This is a genomic window from Spiroplasma endosymbiont of Othius punctulatus (assembly GCF_964019505.1).
In the GTDB taxonomy this organism is placed as follows: Bacteria; Bacillota_I; Bacilli_A; order Mycoplasmatales; family Mycoplasmataceae; genus TIUS-1.
The window spans coordinates 767,365-786,196 of record NZ_OZ026449.1 but is presented as its reverse complement, the minus strand read 5'-3'; the positions used below and the strand labels follow the sequence as shown (position 1 = coordinate 786,196).

Annotated in this window: 16 protein-coding genes; 15 read left to right on the top strand and 1 reads right to left on the bottom strand. The window is 30.2% G+C overall.

Going from position 1 to position 18,832, the window contains the following annotated elements:
- From AACL07_RS03695 to AACL07_RS03665, 7 genes are all read left to right on the top strand, one after another.
- Nucleotides 1-1,197 carry an HD domain-containing protein gene (locus tag AACL07_RS03695; RefSeq protein ID WP_338983446.1) on the top strand — a complete coding sequence of 399 codons (1,197 nt, stop codon included), beginning with the start codon at nt 1-3 and terminating at the stop codon, nt 1,195-1,197.
- A gap of 27 nt (nt 1,198-1,224) precedes the next feature.
- On the top strand, nt 1,225-1,599 hold the full coding sequence (gene rpoE, locus AACL07_RS03690; RefSeq protein WP_338983444.1) for a DNA-directed RNA polymerase subunit delta: 375 nt from the start codon (nt 1,225-1,227) through the stop codon (nt 1,597-1,599).
- 188 nt (nt 1,600-1,787) lie between these two features.
- Nucleotides 1,788-3,194, top strand: a complete 1,407-nt coding sequence (locus tag AACL07_RS03685; RefSeq protein ID WP_338983442.1) for an NCS2 family permease — start codon at nt 1,788-1,790, stop codon at nt 3,192-3,194.
- 141 nt (nt 3,195-3,335) lie between these two features.
- Nucleotides 3,336-4,226, top strand: coding sequence for a class II fructose-1,6-bisphosphate aldolase (gene fba, locus AACL07_RS03680; RefSeq protein ID WP_338983440.1), 891 nt, complete (start codon nt 3,336-3,338; stop codon nt 4,224-4,226).
- A gap of 19 nt (nt 4,227-4,245) precedes the next feature.
- Nucleotides 4,246-4,416 carry a hypothetical protein gene (locus AACL07_RS03675; protein WP_338983438.1) on the top strand — a complete coding sequence of 57 codons (171 nt, stop codon included), beginning with the start codon at nt 4,246-4,248 and terminating at the stop codon, nt 4,414-4,416.
- An 86-nt stretch (nt 4,417-4,502) separates the two neighbouring features.
- Nucleotides 4,503-5,195 carry a hypothetical protein gene (locus AACL07_RS03670; RefSeq protein WP_338983436.1) on the top strand — a complete coding sequence of 231 codons (693 nt, stop codon included), beginning with the start codon at nt 4,503-4,505 and terminating at the stop codon, nt 5,193-5,195.
- Between the two features lie 99 nt (nt 5,196-5,294).
- A complete protein-coding gene (locus tag AACL07_RS03665; RefSeq protein ID WP_338983434.1) occupies nt 5,295-9,503 on the top strand; it encodes an ABC transporter permease in 4,209 nt (1,402 codons plus the stop codon).
- 27 nt (nt 9,504-9,530) lie between these two features.
- On the opposite strand, the gene rpmE is transcribed toward AACL07_RS03665, so the two are convergent.
- On the bottom strand, nt 9,531-9,977 hold the full coding sequence (gene rpmE / locus AACL07_RS03890) for a 50S ribosomal protein L31 (protein WP_422397418.1): 447 nt from the start codon (nt 9,975-9,977) through the stop codon (nt 9,531-9,533).
- Nucleotides 9,978-10,083: 106 nt separating this feature from the next.
- On the opposite strand from rpmE, the gene AACL07_RS03655 reads away from it, so the two are divergent.
- The 8 genes from AACL07_RS03655 to AACL07_RS03620 are packed head-to-tail and all read left to right on the top strand — an operon-like array spanning nt 10,084 to nt 18,829.
- Nucleotides 10,084-11,919, top strand: coding sequence for a hypothetical protein (locus tag AACL07_RS03655; RefSeq protein ID WP_338983432.1), 1,836 nt, complete (start codon nt 10,084-10,086; stop codon nt 11,917-11,919).
- Between the two features lie 10 nt (nt 11,920-11,929).
- Nucleotides 11,930-12,868, top strand: coding sequence for a bifunctional oligoribonuclease/PAP phosphatase NrnA (locus AACL07_RS03650; protein ID WP_338983430.1), 939 nt, complete (start codon nt 11,930-11,932; stop codon nt 12,866-12,868).
- A gap of 4 nt (nt 12,869-12,872) precedes the next feature.
- On the top strand, nt 12,873-13,508 hold the full coding sequence (locus tag AACL07_RS03645) for a thymidine kinase (RefSeq protein ID WP_338983428.1): 636 nt from the start codon (nt 12,873-12,875) through the stop codon (nt 13,506-13,508).
- 12 nt (nt 13,509-13,520) lie between these two features.
- Nucleotides 13,521-14,600 carry a peptide chain release factor 1 gene (prfA, locus tag AACL07_RS03640; RefSeq protein ID WP_422397417.1) on the top strand — a complete coding sequence of 360 codons (1,080 nt, stop codon included), beginning with the start codon at nt 13,521-13,523 and terminating at the stop codon, nt 14,598-14,600.
- Nucleotides 14,600-15,355 carry a HemK/PrmC family methyltransferase gene (locus AACL07_RS03635; protein WP_338983426.1) on the top strand — a complete coding sequence of 252 codons (756 nt, stop codon included), beginning with the start codon at nt 14,600-14,602 and terminating at the stop codon, nt 15,353-15,355. Before prfA ends, AACL07_RS03635 begins: the two co-directional genes overlap by 1 nt.
- 30 nt (nt 15,356-15,385) lie before the next feature.
- Complete coding sequence (locus AACL07_RS03630) at nt 15,386-16,831, top strand: hypothetical protein (RefSeq protein WP_338983424.1); 1,446 nt, start codon at nt 15,386-15,388, stop codon at nt 16,829-16,831.
- A complete protein-coding gene (locus AACL07_RS03625; protein WP_338983422.1) occupies nt 16,831-17,325 on the top strand; it encodes an L-threonylcarbamoyladenylate synthase in 495 nt (164 codons plus the stop codon). The genes AACL07_RS03630 and AACL07_RS03625 overlap by 1 nt, the downstream gene beginning before the upstream one ends.
- A 34-nt stretch (nt 17,326-17,359) precedes the next feature.
- Nucleotides 17,360-18,829, top strand: a complete 1,470-nt coding sequence (locus tag AACL07_RS03620) for a hypothetical protein (protein WP_338983420.1) — start codon at nt 17,360-17,362, stop codon at nt 18,827-18,829.
- Nucleotides 18,830-18,832 lie beyond the last annotated feature (3 nt).

Below are 18,832 nucleotides of genomic sequence, written 5' to 3'. Positions count from 1 at the left end.
ATGTTAAAAATAATTAGAGATAATATTCACAAATCAATAATGATTGATGAACAAGTTTATGTTGACTTAATTAATACAAAAGAGTTTCAAAGACTAAGAAGAATCAAACAACTTGGCTCAACTGAATTTGTTTTCCCGACAGCTACACACACAAGGTTTAATCATTGTGTTGGTACGTTTTTTGTTGTAAATAGATTTGTAACTTCAGAGGGTTTAAAAAACGAAATAACTGATGATGAAAAGATATCTTTAAAAATAGCTGGATTGTTACATGACATCGGTCATGGACCTTTTTCGCACAACTTTGAAGTTGTATCCTCACAACCACACGAGAGTTACACCATTGACATCATTAGGGGTAATACTGAGATAAATGATGTGCTTAAAAAACATAATATGGATATTGAAGCAATCTGTTCTATTATAGAGGGCAAACATAAGAACAATGTATTAAATACAATCATCTCATCACAGATTGATGCTGATAGATTTGACTACATGATGAGAGATGCTTTCAACGTTGGTGTACCTTATTCGAGTTTTGATATTGATTATATTCTTTCAAATATGTCTGTTAAAGAAAACAGAATTGTGTTTTCAAAAAAAGTAATACATGCAATTGAAGATTACTTTGTTGGAAGATATCACATGTATGAACAAGTGTATCGTCACAAAACATCGCTTGGTTTCAAATACACATTAATGTTTTGAGTTGAAAGAGTTCGTGATTTAGTAAAAGAAGGATATGAATTTAAAAATAAAGAATCATTAGAATACATTAAAGAAATCATTGAAAACAAAGTGATACCAGTAGATAAGTTTTACCTACTTGATGACTACAGAATGACTAACATTATTTCAGATATGATTTCTGAAGATGACAAAACTTTATCTGATTTAAGCGATAGATTAATAAATAGAAGATGCCACAAGGTTTCATTTACTTTATCTAAAGCTGAATTTGAAAAATTAAAATCAGAATCAAATCTGAACAACAAATATTACTTTAGAGTAATCAAATATAATGAAGTTGCGATCTATTCTGACCTACCAAAAAATGATCCAAAAAGTGTTTGTTTTATTGAAAACAATAAGCTAATAACTTTAAGTGAAGCAAGTAGAATTATCAATTCAAAAATTAATAGAAACAAATCAATCAAAGAGTTGTATATATATGTGCAACATTTGGTAGAATAACATTAAACACAAATACAAAGGAGTATTATGAGCCACTCAATAATCGAACAAGTATTCAATATACTTGATAAATCAAAAGAAGACACTGTTTCATTTGAAAAAATTTGAACGGAAATTTCTAAAGATATGAAACTATCAAAAACACAAAAAAACGACCTATTAGCAGATTTATATTCTGATCTAGTTTTAGATAACAGGTTTGCACTAACAGCAGATGGAAACTGAGCATTAAGAAAAAACTTAAAACTTGATGAAATCAAAAAACAATATGACTACTTAGACAATTTTGAAACAACAGAATTCTTTGATGAAGCTGACTTTGCAGGCGAAACACTTGAATTTGACGAAGACAACAAAGATGGGGAAAACTCATCTGAAATTGATAGCGACGACGAATATTAATAAAAAATAAAAAAATTGGATTTATTTCAATTTTTTTATTTTCCTATGCTAATATCTTTTAGGAAACAAATACACCTTGTGAGTCTGCAAAATCTCATAATTTTTTTAAAAGGTAATCACTTTAAAAAAACGAACTAAGTTCGTTCTTTTATTTTGTAAGAAACAAAAAGTGTTTAAAAGGAGAAAAAATGTTAATCAAAAAAATAGATAGTTATTTCAGATTAAACGATATGAAGACCACTATTCGTCAAGAATTTATTGGTGGTCTAGTTTCGTTTGTGTCGATCTTATACATACTAAGCGTTAATCCGACAATGCTTGGAACTGCGCCATCAATTAATGGAGATGAGATTTTAATGTCATCGGGTGGTGTGTTTATTGCAACTGCAATAACAATAATTGTATCAACATTAATATTGGGTCTATTTGCGAATGTTCCAATTGTGGCAGCTCCGGGTATGGGGTTGAATGCGATGTTTGCATTTTCTCTTGCTAGATCTGGAATTGGATACGAAGGGGCATTGGTTGCTTGCATGATCGGTTCAATATTATTCTTTGCTCTATCAATCACTCCAGCTAGGTTAGCGATAATATATGCAATGCCAGAACAACTGCATATGGCTATTTCTGTTGCGGTAGGTTTCTTTATTGCTTATGTTGGACTGACTTCTATGCACGTGTTTGAGGCACCAACTGGAATACCGGTGGCTGAGCTATCAAACTTTGGAGATATGTGATTGACGTTGTTGTTGTCATTTTCAACATTGTTCTTAATTCTATTTTTTCACATCAAAAATATAAAAGGTGGGATTATATTTGCACTTCTAATTATGATGGTACCAACACTGATACTTGCAAATATTCCTGGACTACAAGAAAACAATATAATTGTAGAAGGTGGGTTGGACGCCGCTAAATGAAAAGGGTGAAGTTATGATGATTTTAGTGGTTTTTCTATGAACATTGAAAACACTTGAAAACAAATTTCAAATACCGAAATTTGAACAAGCCCAACGTTTTATCTATCAATTTTGACAATGTTATTTTTATCATTCTTTGACTCAACAGGAACGCAATTAGTTGCTGTTTCGAAATTGTCCGAAGAATTAGAAACGGAAATTAAAATTTCAAAAAAACAAGTTATATCAGATTCACTAGGTTCAGTTATTGGATCTGCCACAGGAACATCTCCAACAACGGCGTTCCTCGAATCAACAATAGGAATTTCATCGGGTGCGAGAACTGGATTATCAGCAGTGTTTACTGCAGGAATGTTTGCGCTAGCGATTCCATTATTTCCAATATTCCAAATGATACCAACAGCATTAACGGGTGCTGCGTCAGTTTATGTTGGGACATTAATGATCAGTAATATTGGAAAGATTAATTGAAAAAACTATGCAATTTCAACAATGACATTTATCATGATTTTATTAATGGTAACAACATTCTCAATTACAAACGGAATTGGATTTGGAGTTATATTTTATGTAATACTTGAAGTTATGTATAAACGTGCAAAAGAAATAAAACCAATGCTCTGAGTACTGGCTATAGCATTTGCAATTTATTTCATTGCACTCATCTGGAATTAGAAAACATATAAGTTACAACGCCTCATTGAGGTGTTTTTTTATTTGCAATTATTATAAAAAATAAATTATTTTATTTATTTATCAACATATATGAAAGTTTAAAAGGTAAAATATATCCATACATATTATGGAGGACAAAAAATGTCAAAAGTTTATCACAAAAAATTAGTAAGTGCTAAGGCTATGTTGGACGCTGCGCACAAAGGAAAATACGCAGTTGGACACTTCAACATCAACAACTTAGAATGAACTAAAGCAATTCTTGAAGCTGCACAAACTTCAAAAACACCAGTTATCTTAGGAACATCAGAGGGTGCCGTAAAATACATGGGTGGAGTTAAAGTAGTAGTAGGAATGGTTAATGGATTACTTGATGAATTAAACATCACAGTACCAGTAGCTCTACACTTAGATCACGGTCAAACAGTAGAAATGGCTAAAAAATGTATCGAAGCCGGATACTCATCAGTAATGTTCGATGGATCACATTTACCATACGAAGAAAACATTGCAAAAACAAAAGAATTAATTGCTTTTGCTAAAAAATACGAAGTATCAATTGAAGCAGAAATTGGTTCAATTGGTGGTGAAGAAGACGGAGTTGTTGGACAAGGTGAACTTGGAGATCCTAAACAAGCATCAGAAATGACTTCATTAGGAATTACAATGTTAGCAGCCGGAATTGGAAACATTCATGGTCAATACCCAGAATGATGAAAATCACTATCTTTTGAAACATTAGAAACATTACAAGAAGCATCAAAAATACCAATGGTATTACACGGTGGTTCAGGAATCCCAACTGATCAAGTTAAAAAAGCTATATCATTAGGAATTTCAAAAATAAACGTAAACACAGAACTACAATTATCATTTAGAGATGCAACACGTGCATACATAGAATCAAGGAAAGATCTTGATGATGAAGCGAAAGGTTTTGACCCTCGTAAATTATTAGCTCCAGGATTCAAAGCAATACAAAACACATTTAATGAATTAACAGAAATCTTTGGATGTAAAGGGAAAGCTTAATAGCTAAACCGAATTTTTCTTGGTCAATTGAAAAGACAAAGAAACAATAGTCAAAGATTTTAAAAAGTCTGGAGCAACAATTGAAAATTTTGCTCCAACACGAAATATTAGTGGGTCTTCACTTAGAAAGTGAATTAAAGCATATGACCTTAATGGACCAGATGGTCTAAAGGCTAATAAAGAAAAATAGTCATCGAGACTATTTTTTTATTTATTTTTCAAAATTATTCCAACTCCATTTTAAAGGACTATAATTATCAAAATTGGAGAAAACTAATGTTAATTAAGTTGAAGAATAAGTTAGAAAATATTTTTATTTTATTTGTAATTGTTTTAATTATATTTTTTGCTATTGATAAGATTGATTTGATTTCAAGAAAAATTAATTATAATTCAATGATTGTTGCATTTATGGTTCTCTCAGTTCTTGTGTTGTCATTTATAAATGCAACAATATTTTGTTTGGCAGAAACTAGAAACATCAAAAACATCAAAAACATTAATAAAATAAACAAAAATAAAAAAGTAATCTTCGCTTTGTGAATTGCAGTAATCTTCGCAGCGTTAGTTACAGTTAAATTTTTTATGATATTTATGGAAACATATAATCTAATATCATTAGAATTCATTTTAAGAACCGTAGCGATGAAATATTTATTTCTAGTCACATTATTATTCGGCATAGTTGCTTTTGTTTTGTTTGTTGTTTATACAATAATAAATGTAATTTTGAAAATGAAAATTAAAAGAATGAGATCTTTTGATCATGAACAGCTAATTATCATTTCCAAAAATTTTGCCCATGATGAAAACGAAGATAAAATTGTAAAATTGTTTTTATATTTTAAGTTGTTTACATTTTTTAAAAATGTTCTATTTTCTAATTTTGAAGAAGAACTAGAAGTAACAATATTATTTAGTCAAAAATTAAAGGAAATCAAAAAAGCACAAACTCCTCCTTTGGTGTAATTTTTTATATATCAAAAAATTACAGGAGAGAATAAAATGAGTTTACGTTCAATTAAACTCTTGCTTCGTAATGGTTTTAGAAACGCCAAACGCACGAAAATGCAGATATTGGGCCTTTCGCTTTTGATTATGTTAATTGCATTGTTAGCATCAATTTCAGCCATAACAAAAGAAACTATTATAGGTGGGAGTGACAGACTAAAAATAGAATCAAAACAAAATGATTTCATTTTTAGCATCAATCCAGACAACAGGTTAAAGCAACCAGTGGATGAAGAATTACCAGAAAATCAAACGTTAATACAACAATACTATGTCAATCAGTTATCACAAAAAGAAAAGTATGACTTTTCTTGATCAAGAACAGAAGGTAGAGTTTTTAGCAACGTAACAAATGATGGTGAAAAAATAAAAATAAAAGCATTAGCAAAAACAAACATAAGTAGTGAAGACGTTGATTTCACAAATGAAATCAACGTTGATAGTTTAGTAATATCAAAAGGTAAAAATTTTTCTACTGATGTTATTGAAGCAAAAAAAGAAATAATCATCAATGAAAATTTTGCAAAAGAAAATAGCTTAAAAATTGGAGACATTGTCCGCGTTCAATTGGACAAGCAAGGAGATACTCTAAACGTTAGAGATAATCCTGAAGTAAAGAAAGACCTAGAAGGTGTTGTTAATATAAACACCGATTTACCAGAACAGTATAAAAAATATTATTGAATGCAAATTGTTGGTTTTGGTACATCTGCGGATTTCACATCCCCAATAATTGATGAAACATCAGTGATACCAAATGCAAAAACAAATATGGTTGCATATGTGCACCCATCACATTTTGGTATGGTCGTTGATGGTGATAGTCCATTTTATTTACAAAGTGTAACAGAATCATCACTAATGCCAACATCAAGTTATGGTAGTGAGGTTTATTATTCTGCAAAATTTAACTCAATAAAATACGATTTAAAAACTATAGATAATGAGTTTAAAAAAGTAACAGGTAACAATGCGGGTAACCAAAAAGTTGTTTATGGTTACAATGATGGAGATTATATTTTCTCACAAAGAACCATGTTACTAGACCAAGTTGTAATTGCGTATAAAGTTGTAATAATTACACTATTGGTTGTTGTGGCAGGAATTTCATTGTTCGCGTTAATAATCATGCTTAGAAAGCAAGTTGAAATATTTAGAACTCAACTTGGTATATTGAAGGCACTGGGGGTTAAGAAGTTAGAAATTGTTAATAATTTTGTAGCTGTTCCGATGATATCGGGGGCAATTGGTGTGACAATAGGATACGTTGTTTCAATATTGATATCACCATTAATAATGGATGTTTTCTCTAGCTTCTTTTCGGTTTCGTTTGTGATGTCAAGTTTCAATGTCATATCATTGGTTAACTCAATATTTACAACTTGATTTGCATTATTGGCAATTACATTCTTGTGTGCTTATTTAACAATAAAAGAGACACCATCAAGATTGCTGACAAAAATGAATTCCAATTCAATCGGGTTTATACAAATGAAAATCAAAAGCATTGGTTCAAGAAGAAAAAAATTCGAACCAAGATTAAGAGTGGCAGTTCTTTCAACTTCATGACAAAAATATCTAGGAACATTATTAACAATAATTGTTTCAACATTTATTTTATCGATAACAGTGATTACTCCAAAAATTTTGGATTCTAATAAAGATAAGGCATTTGATGGTCTTAACTATCAAAATAAAGTTGAATACAATGACCCAATCTCGTCTAACCCGTTATCTTTTTATAAGACATACAACCCAGATAAAAATAATAAAATGGAAGGTTGGGGATTTCCGATACCAAATAATGCTGATGCAAAGTTATTAGATATATCAATGGGAGGTGTCTCTACAGAGAAAAATGGAGTTTCGCCAAAAACACAAGCTTATACTTCTAACGCCGTGACAACAGACGAACTTGGAAAAGTGATTTTTGATACTAATAAAATTTATGAACAATTTATAACAGGCGATATTAGTAACTTTTATTACAATCACGATATCCCACTAGAAAGTACAACAGCCTGGGCTAGATTAGGATTTTCAGATTGAACGACTTTTTCAACCGGTTTCTTCAAAGCGTTAGATAGTTTGCCAAACATCAAAACACCTTCTGGTATTATCGGTGGAATTGCAATGCAAGCATTGCTTACGCAATGAACTGATTACACAAACTTAAAGAGAAATTTATCTAATGTAATAAAGGATACAGAATTAACAAAAAAACCAACAAGGGAACAATATATTTTGTTTAATAAGTATATGTTAGAGTTTTATCAAACATATATTGTCGGTCCGCCCTTGACTGTAAATCAAGAATTTTTAATAAATGAAAATAATTTTGTTGATGTAAAAAAAGTTGATGAAAAAATAAATAGAAGTCACTTTTTATCTAAGGGTAAAAATATATTATTTAGTGAACCAAAGTCTGTTGATGATTTAAAAATAGTCAAAAAAGATAACGGTCACGACTTGGAATTAGTTATCAATGATGAAATCATTGATTTAATTGACTTGTCAAACTCAGAATTACAAGATGAAAAAAAGTGAACAGTTGATAAAATAATGGATCTAAATAGACATTTGGTCACATGATTTATTTCAATGGTTGATAACAGAATTGGTGTTGCTATTCTAGAAACGGGTTATTCAAGAGCCCCGTATTTTGTTCAAGAATATATGAAGGATGCGATTAATAACAATAAGGATTATGGACTTGGTTTTAATATTGTGCCATTCAATCCTAATACAGATACTCGAGGAACCATGTTCGATGCTTTTTATCAAAATTCTTTGATAAAAGTTAATGGTATTGATAAAAACAATTCACTGGTAGAGTTTGATAAAAACAAAGATGAACTATTTAAGGTAGAACCAAAAGATGAATATATACCAATAATAATTAATGAAAGTGTTTCAAAGAAATTTAATATAAATAAAAATTCACTAATTGAATTAGATATAAAAAATGATACTTTGGAATCAAAAAATAATGAAGATGAAGATTTTGAAACACTAAAACCAGGTGATGTAAAAGTTGGGGCCATGAACAGAGGTGGAGCCCCAATGTATGAATCCGAGTTTAGATCAAACTCCGCAAAATCAGTGCAATCAACAGATGGTAAGAACTTTGCTGATGCTTCAATTTTATCGTTGTCACCTGTTAAAATTGGCGGTAGTGAAATTACATCAAGAACTTCAAGAACATCAACTGAACAAACTGCAATTCATAAAAAATTTTCTGATGGTAATTTGAAAATTGGATTTGAAAATGTCACTAAAAAATTCGAAGTAGTTGGAATACAAAAAAGTTATGGTCAGTTGCAAGCTTGAATAAGTAATGACAACGCCAATAAAGCAATAGGATATGACAAGACCCAATCACAAATGTTCGGAAGTTGATTTGTTCCAGAAACAGCGAAAAACAAAGATTACAAAAAATGATTAGTTTCTAAGGGTTATAGCGAAAATGATGTAGATGATGTTTTAAATAGTTTGATAAAAATAATTGAAACAAAAGAGTATGAAAATAATTTAACTCAGTATCAAGTTTTTAAATCTCAAATGAACGGTTCAAATAATGAAACAAAAGAGATTTATGAAATAATTGATGCATCATTTAACAACTCATTTCCAATATTTAACTATAAATATTCTTCTGACTCTGAAGTCAAAGACATGACAAGGGGGTTATCAACATCACAACGCTTTTCAGATTTTAGTGCCCAAGGTATGAATGGAAACTATGTCATCAACCCGATAACTGGAGAACCTGATTTTGATAAATTTGTTGAAGGATATGGTGTATCTACATTCAAGACAATGGCCCCAATATATGAGTCAAAACAAATACTTGCACAGATAACAGATATTGTAAACATAATAGTTATTGGATTGATCACGCTCGCAGTTTTGGTTTCGATGATAATTATATTGCTTGTAACTATATTGGTTATAAATGACAACAAAGAATTCTTAGCAACTATGAAATTACTTGGATACAGTAATTACTACGTACTAAGACAAATACTGACTCCTTATATCATTGGTGTGGTAATTGTATTTATTGTGGGATTTAGTGCATCGTGATTTTTCTTCGTTTGAGGGGTAGGGCTTGTGGCAACAAATACTAGATTTGTTCTACCTATAGGTTTTGAATTTTGAATGCCTTTAATGGTATTTGCAATTTTATTCTTAATTTATTCTTCAACAATGATTGTTACATATAATCAAATTAGAAAAATAAAACCAAGTGCTCTTCTTAGTTAGTAATAAAAAAATAGTCCTTTAATGGGACTATTTTTTTGCTGCTGGTTTAGCTTCAACTTTTGTTTCTGCTTTTTTTGTTGCTGGTTTAGCTTCAACTTTTGTTTCTGCTTTTTTTGCTGCTGGTTTAGCTTCAACTTTAGCTTCAGTTGCCATTGCTTTGTTGAATTCTTTTAAATCACTCAAGTCTGTAACAACAGTTTGCTTTTGAACTTTTTTATTGTCAGTTTTTGACACTGTTGTTTTTGGAGCGGTTGCCATTGCATCTTTTTTAGCAAATTTTTCTTTGAATTTTTCAACACGTCCTTCTGCATTCGCAAATGTTTGTTTACCTGTGTAGAATGGGTGACATTTTGAACAAGTATCAACTCTTACCTCTGCAGATAAAGTTGTTCCCATATCGAATTTTGAACTACATGTTACACAAACGAATGTAGCTTCATTAAAGTACTTTGGGTGTATATTTTGTTTTGGCATGATAAATCTCCTTTTACAATAAAATTATTATATGCTAATTTGTTTTACATTGCATATATTTTTTATTTAAATACTTAATGTATAACTAATATATTAAAATGTATATATGAGTTTCAAAATTGTCGATTTAAAGTATAGTAACAAAAAATTTAGCCCTCAAAAGCTAAATTTTAATGTTGATACAAACGAAGTTAAATACTTGATTTCAACTAACCACAAAGAATCAAAACACATCTTAAATGCTTTAAGTGGGAAATATGATATTGCACAGGGTACATTTGAAATTGATGATGAAGAAAGGTTAAATAGATCTTGAACCAAGCGTCGTGTGGTAAGTGCTAAAGCAGACGGTTTTTGAACACGATTTGTTCCAAAGGAATTAATATATTATTTTTCAGTTAAAGCAAACTTAAACGCGTATAAACTATTGAAATCTAGATACTATGAAAACAAATACACTTTCTTAAGTTATAAAAAATCAAATAAAAATATTAACGAAACTTTATTGAAAGATAAAATCGATAAGAGCATTACTAATTGAATCAAAACATCAATTGAGGTTGAAACAAGTGACTTGGAAAGATTTACTAATTCAATAAATAAAAGAAATTTATCAATGATAAAAAACGAAGACAGTATTAACTCGAATACAATTTTGTCAAACTGATTAAAAGAATATTGAAGAACATATGAAAGAATCAAGCAAAACCGATTGTCAATTATTTTTTTTCAAAGTCTTTGAGATAAGATTCACTCAATTAACGATATGAGATTTTCATGTTCGTGTGAATATCAAGCTAAGCAAGATAAAAATATAAAATCATTAAGTAAGTTTTTTCAATACAAAGAAACTAACTGAATTGTTATTAGAGAGTTAAAAAAAATAGACCTAGAAGTTTCTTATTTGAAAAATAAAATTGCATCTGAAATAAAAGTATTGAATGTACTAACGTCAAAAATCCTTCAACAATTTTCAAAGAAAAAGAGAAGTCCAATTAAAAAAGTTTCAGATCTTTGTCCATGAATTGTAATCAACGAAAAAGAAAGAAAAGATTTTGTTCAAAAACAAGAAAAAGTAATTTTCGAAAATCTAACAGAAGATGTACTTGGTTTAAAAATTAAAATTCAAGAATGAATTCATAGTTATCATTTCAAAGTAAAAAATAATGAGATAACATTTGGTACACAGGAAAACTTTGATAACTACAAAAACATATTGATGAATAAAATATCAAGTGTATTCAACCAGGTTCAAAAACAAGTAAGTGCAATTTCTATTAAACTAGAAATAGACACCAGAAAGATAATGATTAACTCGAGTCTATATTCGATTTATATAAAAATTGTTTCAATGTTTTTGTTGGGTGCAAACAACATAGTTATATACAACATGGTTTCACACTTAAATGAAACTGATAGAAAAGCTCTAAATGTTGTATTTAAAAATATGATTAATAGAGAAACTGATAAATCAATAATAGTTATAGATGATTATTTTACAATTGATGAATTTGTTCCAAATTCATTATTTGAAAATTCACGTAATGAATTAAAAGAAATTACATTACGTGAGCACTTGATAAATAAATACAAGACGGTTGAAAATTCACTAGGTGAGTACAACAAAATACCGTATACAAAAGAAGATAAAAATATTACAATGCTTGAATCAAGTTTTGTAGACACGCTTGGAAACAAATATAAAAATTTCGGATTTGTTTATATTGATCCACATTCAATTAGTTTGGAAAAGAAAAAAACCAACAGTGAATTATTACGAGTTAAATTAAATGTAGTTCAAGTTCCTAAAGAAGGGAATTTATATTACAAATGTGAAACCGATGATGGAGTAAAATTAATAGTACCAAGTACAAATAAATACGAAGTTGGTGAAATTATAAAGGTATATATTTCACTATCAGGAATTATAAAAGTAATCTAAGAGGTAAGGCATGAGTGTTCAATTTAAAAATGAATATCAAAATTTAATAAACAAAATTAACGAATTTGAATTAATCATTATTGCAAAACACGTAATGCCAGATTGGGATGCGCAAGGTAGTGCTGAAGGTCTTAAGTTAATTATTGAAGAGAATTTCAAAAACAAAAAAGTATTCATAGTTGGATCTAAAATTGAAAGTGAACCTTACGACTTTAAACTAACAGAAGATGAAATAAAAAAATCAATATTGCTAACAGTTGATGTTGCAAACAAAGCAAGAATTGATTTTGATAAATTAGATTTAGTAAAAGAAATATTTAAGATTGATCACCATAAATATGATGTTCATGATTTTGGTGATAACTTTTTAGTTGACCCACAATCAATTGCGTGTACTCAGGTTGTTACAATTTGAGCAGATGAGATGAACTTAAGAATAACAAAAGAGGCGGCTGAATTTCTTTATAGAGGTCTATTAACTGATTCAGGTAGATTCTTATTTAAGAACACAAGTGCAGAAACATTTGAAGCTGCAAAAATTTTATTATCTACAGGAATTGATATTACAAAAATAAGTGATGATCTATATTTGACAGATCTAAATTTAAAAAAATGATTACAAAAAATAAGTGAAAACGTTATTTACAATGAAAAGAAAGAATATGCTTATTTGTGTGTGAAAAAAAATGACTATTATGGAATAATCAATATTGAAGCAGCGAAGAGTGCATTGAGTATAATGTCTGGAACTAAAGAAATTTCAACATGATTTCTTGCTTACGAAAATGAAAATGGAATTGTAAAAGTTTCATTCAGAAGTAGAAAAAAAGATGTGTCACTAATTGCAAAAAAATATGGTGGCGGTGGTCACACATTGGCTGCAGCATGTGAAATCGGAACTTGAGATAACTTCAACAAAGAACTAAATAATATTTTAAAAGGAGTTTAACAACATGGGATCTGGACCAGAAAGAATGAATAAAATGGGATGAATTGAACTAATCGTTGGATGTATGTTTGCAGGTAAAACTGAAGAATTCATTAGAAGATTAATAAGATACAAATTTGGTAAGAAAGCTATTATTGTTTTTAAACCAGAGATTGATAAAAGATATAGTGATGATAGTGTTCAAACACATCACGGTATTTCACACTCAGCTCACCCAGTTAAGGATTCGAAAGCATTATACAAAATACTAAAAGAAAAAGAAAAAGAGTTTGATGCTAACAAAAGATTCGATGTAATTGGAATCGATGAACTTCAATTTTTTGATAAAGGAATTGTTGACTTGGTAGAAAAACTTGCAAATGATGGATACATCATTGTGGCAAACGGACTAGACAAAGATTACAAATCTGACCCATTCAAAAATGTATTTGAATTATTACCATTAGCTGAATACGTTGAGAAATTATCTGCACTATGTTCACAATGTGGTGGACACGCAAATAGAACACAACGTTTAGTAAATGGGGCTCCTGTGAGGGACACAGAGGGACCACTGGTGTTAATATCTGGTCAAGATAGTTATGAAGCAAGATGCAGACATTGCTATGTAAAGCCAGACACTAAAAAGAAGAAAAAATAATTAAGGAAGATTATGGACAAAAGAACAATTGAAGTATTAGAACTAATGCTTCAAAAATTAAATAAAATTGATGGGGATTTAGGAAATCCTCAAATTTTAGCTAATGTCGAAAACATAAAGAGACTTAACAAAGAACGTGGAGCAATCATTGATACATGTGAAAAATATATTGAATACAAACATGTAAAGGAAACGCTGGCTGATGCTAGGATTTTATTAAAGTCAGAAAAAGATGGTGAGTTAAAAGAAATGGCTCAAATGGAAATTGATGAATGTTTAGAAAGAATTGAAACATTAGTAATTGAAATTAATGCCTCACTTTTACCAAAAGATCCAAATGATGAAAAAAATGTAATCATTGAAATTCGTGGAGCAGCTGGTGGCGATGAAGCGAACATTTTTGCAGGTGATCTTTATAGAATGTATTCAAGATATGGTGAAAAATTAGGATGAAAATTTACAGTACTTGATCAGTATGAATCGGCCGCTGGTGGGTTTACCCAAATTTCTGCAATGATAAAAGGTAAGAAAGTGTATTCAAAATTAAAATTTGAATCTGGTTCACACCGTGTACAACGTATTCCAAAAACAGAATCAAAAGGTAGAGTGCAAACTTCAACAGCGACAGTTGCTGTATTGCCAGAAATGTCAGAAGTTGAAATTGATATCAAAACAAGTGATCTAAGAGTTGATACATATAGATCAGGTGGAGCTGGTGGACAACATGTTAATACAACTGATTCAGCCGTTAGGGTGACTCACTTACCAACTGGAATCGTTGCAGCATCACAAGATGGGCGCAGTCAACATGATAACAAAGATATTGCCATGACAATGCTTAGAGCACGTGTGTATGAAGCCGTGCAATTAAAAGCTCAAGGTGAAGCGGATGCATTGAGAAAAAATGCTGTCGGTACTGGTGATAGAAGTGAAAAAATCAGAACATATAACTATGGTCAAAACAGAGTAACTGACCACCGTATTAATTTAACACTCCAAAAATTAGATCAAGTAATGGAAGGTAACATTGAAGAAGTTATTGAAGCTTTAACTAAAGATGAACAAAAAAGACTTATCGAGCTTAACAAGTAATGACAAAGCAAATATTGAAAAGTAAATTAAGTGTCAATATAAAAGAAAACGATTTAAATACATTGTTTTCTTTTTTGTTAGACAATCCCGACAAAGAGGGAATTATTGAAAGAGTTAATCAAGAATATGGAACTAAACCATTTAGTTATATTATTGAAAATAGATTTTTTTATAAAAATTGATTCACTGTTAATAAAGACGTTTTGATACCGAGATTTGAAACAGAACTAATTGTAGATTATGTTTGCAAACTCAAATTAGAAAATAAAATTATCGCAGACGTATGCACGGGTAGTGGTTGTATCGGAATATCTATTTCAAATGAAACTGGTAACAAAGTATTTTGTTCTGATGTTTCAATTGATGTGCTAAGCGTGGCAAAGACAAACAGTCAAAAAATCAAATCAAACATTGAACTAATAGAATCAAACTATTTGGATTGAATAATTGAAAGGAATCTAATTATTGATGTGTTAATCATCAATCCACCGTACATTGATATCAGAGATAAAAATATTGAAAAAAGCGTCAAGGACAATGAACCTCACATTGCTTTATTTGCAGAAGATGAGGGCATATTCTTTTACAAACAACTGAAAGATAAAATAGAAACAATAACAAAGAACGGCTCAATAATTATTTGTGAATTTGGTTTTGAACAAAAAGAGAAACTTCAAAAATTATTCGTTGATTATGACATTGAATTCAAAAAGGATTACTCAAACCACTATAGATATTTTGTTATTAAGATATAAAAATATATAATAGTTTAAAGACAAAAGAAAATGAAATACAACTTCCAAAAAAATTCAATCGATAAAGAAACTAAGAAAGTTTTTAGCAAAACTATTTTTTATAGTGCAGGAATTATATTGGCAATATTTGTAACTAACTTAATTTTTATTGGAATAGTTTATTCAAGCCCAACACTCGATATATATTTAAAAAACTATGAAGCTTTCGATAAGGGTTTTGGAGAAAACTTAACAATAACTCCTAACGAAATACAACTATCTGTTTGATTGGGTTTTGGTTTATTTATCACTGGTTTAACGGTGTTTTTGGCATCACCATTCATGCTAACAAAATCAAAAAAGCAATTTAAATTTACATTTCCAATTTTGATGATCACATTATTTTTTATTGTATGTGCACTAATTTCAATGACAGCGTCTGAAGTATCGTATGACAAACTAACAAAATTAGTAAACTACATAACTACCGAGGGAGTAGTGGATGAAATTGAGAAAGGATCAAATGATGAGAACCTTACAAATGCAGTTAAAGAATTATTTAACCAAAATGAATCATCAAAACACTTTGCATGAAGTACAAAATCTTTAGGATGGATTATATCATTGCTTAAAGTTGTCGTTATTACTGCAGTGTATTCAAAAACCTTCTTTGATCATGCGGCACTAACTACTGAAAATGCAATTGTATCAGAACAAATTGATATAAAAACAAAAAAAGGATACATTGGTAAAAACAAGTTACACAACTTATTTACTAAAATTACAATATTAAACCAAAGAAACATTTGCTTGTGGGTATTCATATTGGTATTTATAATAGTGCTTCCACAAGTTATCTATATTGGATCTGTACTAAACCGCAGTTCATCACTTGGTTCAATGTTTTCATGAAACTTATATTTAAGTGACTTATTAACTTGGGTTAAAAATGATGATGTTAAAACTATTATTGGTCATATTTCAGATGATGAAATAAATAACCTGAATGTTATTACGGTTCAAACAGCCATGATAATGGGTGTTATTTCAATGTTATTTGTTATGCCAATTTACTTTGTTAGAAACTGAAACGTAGAAGACAAAGTTGTAGGAACTCAATCATTTGCGTTGATTACACTTTCTTCAATCTTGGTTACAGTTAACTTCTATTCAATGTTTCTGCTTTCAAGAGCAAGCACAACATGAAATAATAATATAGGTGATATAAACAAATTGATTTTTGAAACACCGGCAAAATGAAATTTAACAAACAGCATTGATCATATAAAAGAACTGTGTGGAATAGGGAGCATTAACCCTGATGGTAGTTTCAACTTTGGTTGACCCATTGGTGTTGAATTGATTGCCTTATTAATCGTAAGTTTACTTGCACTACTAATAATCACAATTGTATTAATACGTGTCTTTAGAGCGCACACGACACTTATTAGAACAAATACATCAACACACTACTTTGAAGACGAGGAATGATACTAATGAACATTGAAAAGATAATTGAACAATTAAGAAAAAATGAAGTATTAATTTTACCAACAGATACAATTTACGGTTTGACCTCAACTGTTACTGATGAAAATAAAGCAAAAATTAACACAATTAAAAAAAGAGATGTGAACCAAGAATTAATAATATTGGTATCTAGTATAAAAATGGCTAGAAGGTGAATACACACCGACGAAGAGAGTAGTGAAGTATTGGAATCTTATACACCGACAACTGTTATTGGTGTTGCACAAAAAGGTGAACCATTTCAAGCGGTTAGAATTGTTAGAGAAAAGAATCTAGCAAATATAATTGAAAAAGTAGGACCACTTTATTCGACAAGCGCAAATTTACACAATGAAGCTTATAAAGATGACTTAGATTTGTTTAAAACAATCTTAGATGAAGATAAAATCTATTATACAAAGAGGCTGTCTGACAAACCGTCTAGAATATTTAATTCATTATTGGGTACATTTTTAAGGTAATATATATTATATATAAATATATTGGAGAAAATTTATGCGTAAAATATTAATCATTCCGTTTATATTGTTATTGGTAGTGACTACATTTTTTGGATTAATTATCTTTTTACCAGATTTAATTAATGCTGGATGATACTTAGAACTAATGACATGGACATTAAAAGGTTGATCATCAAACTCACCAATCAAACTAATTTCAAGTGAGTTATTAAAAAATTGGAATTATGTTTGTTTTGCAGCTATGGTGCTTGCAACTCTTATGACATTCATACACTTGATTGGGTCATTTAAGAAAAAGAAAAAAACAAACAGACATGGTAAGATACCGAAAGTCGGAGCTGTATCAATTGCAATATATATTCTTACAATTGTGGTAACGGCACTAACATTAACATACTTTATGATTGCTGTTGCATTAATTGTTTTAGTAACTTTAATTATGGTTTCATCAATACCAAACAAAGGTTCAATTGCACTAATATCTGAAGGTATTGAAGAAGAAGTTGGTGAGCCAATATTTGACGCTTTACAGTCAGCTGAAGAACCAACACACGTAGCAGAGATTGTAAGTGAATTAAGCGAAATCGAAGATATGGATAACCACGTTTTTGTGCAACCAACACCAATAGAAGAAGTGGTTTCACCAATTAGCTTTTCTAATGAAGTTAGTTTTGAAGATATGGTCAACGAACAAAACCCAATAGTTGAAGAATCGGCTGTACCAAACTTCGATCCAATATTAGAAGTTGAAGAACCAGCAGCAGTAGAAGAAGAAAAAGCTGTTAAATTTGACGATATGTTAAGTAATGCAAAATCACACTACGAACCATACCAACCAATCCCAGAACCAGAATTTGAACCAAAAGTTAATTTTGTTGATATGTTAAGTAATGCAAAATCACACTACGAACCATACCGACCAATCCCAGAACCAATTCAACCCGAACCAATATATATTCCACAACCCGAACCGGTTGATATGATGGAAGTTATAAATAACGCAAAATCACACTACGAACCATACCAACCAATCCCAGAACCAATTCAACCACAACCCGTGCCACAACCACAAACAATTTTTATACCAACACCTGAACCAGTTTATGTGCCACAACCACAACCTGTTTTCATACCAAAAACTGAATTAGTTTTTGTACCAGTTCAACCCGAACCTATATACATTAACGAACCACAACCACAACAAATTTCAAGATCTAGAGAAGAAAGGATTGAAATGTTGAGACAGCTTACACATGCACCTCAATATTCAGAAGAAGAACTATACTTCCATCCAAAATCTAAACCAGCACCGGTTTATAAACAACCGTTTGCAAAAAAAGTTCCTCAATCAAACTTTGAACAACCAAAATCACCTGAACCAATTGTTCAATTAGCAAAAGCTCCAAATGCGGCAACGCCTGCTAAAAATAACACAAACGCACAAGCTGCAGCAGATGCATATAGAGATGAATTAAGAAAAAAAATTCTTTCTAGAATTAAATAGGAG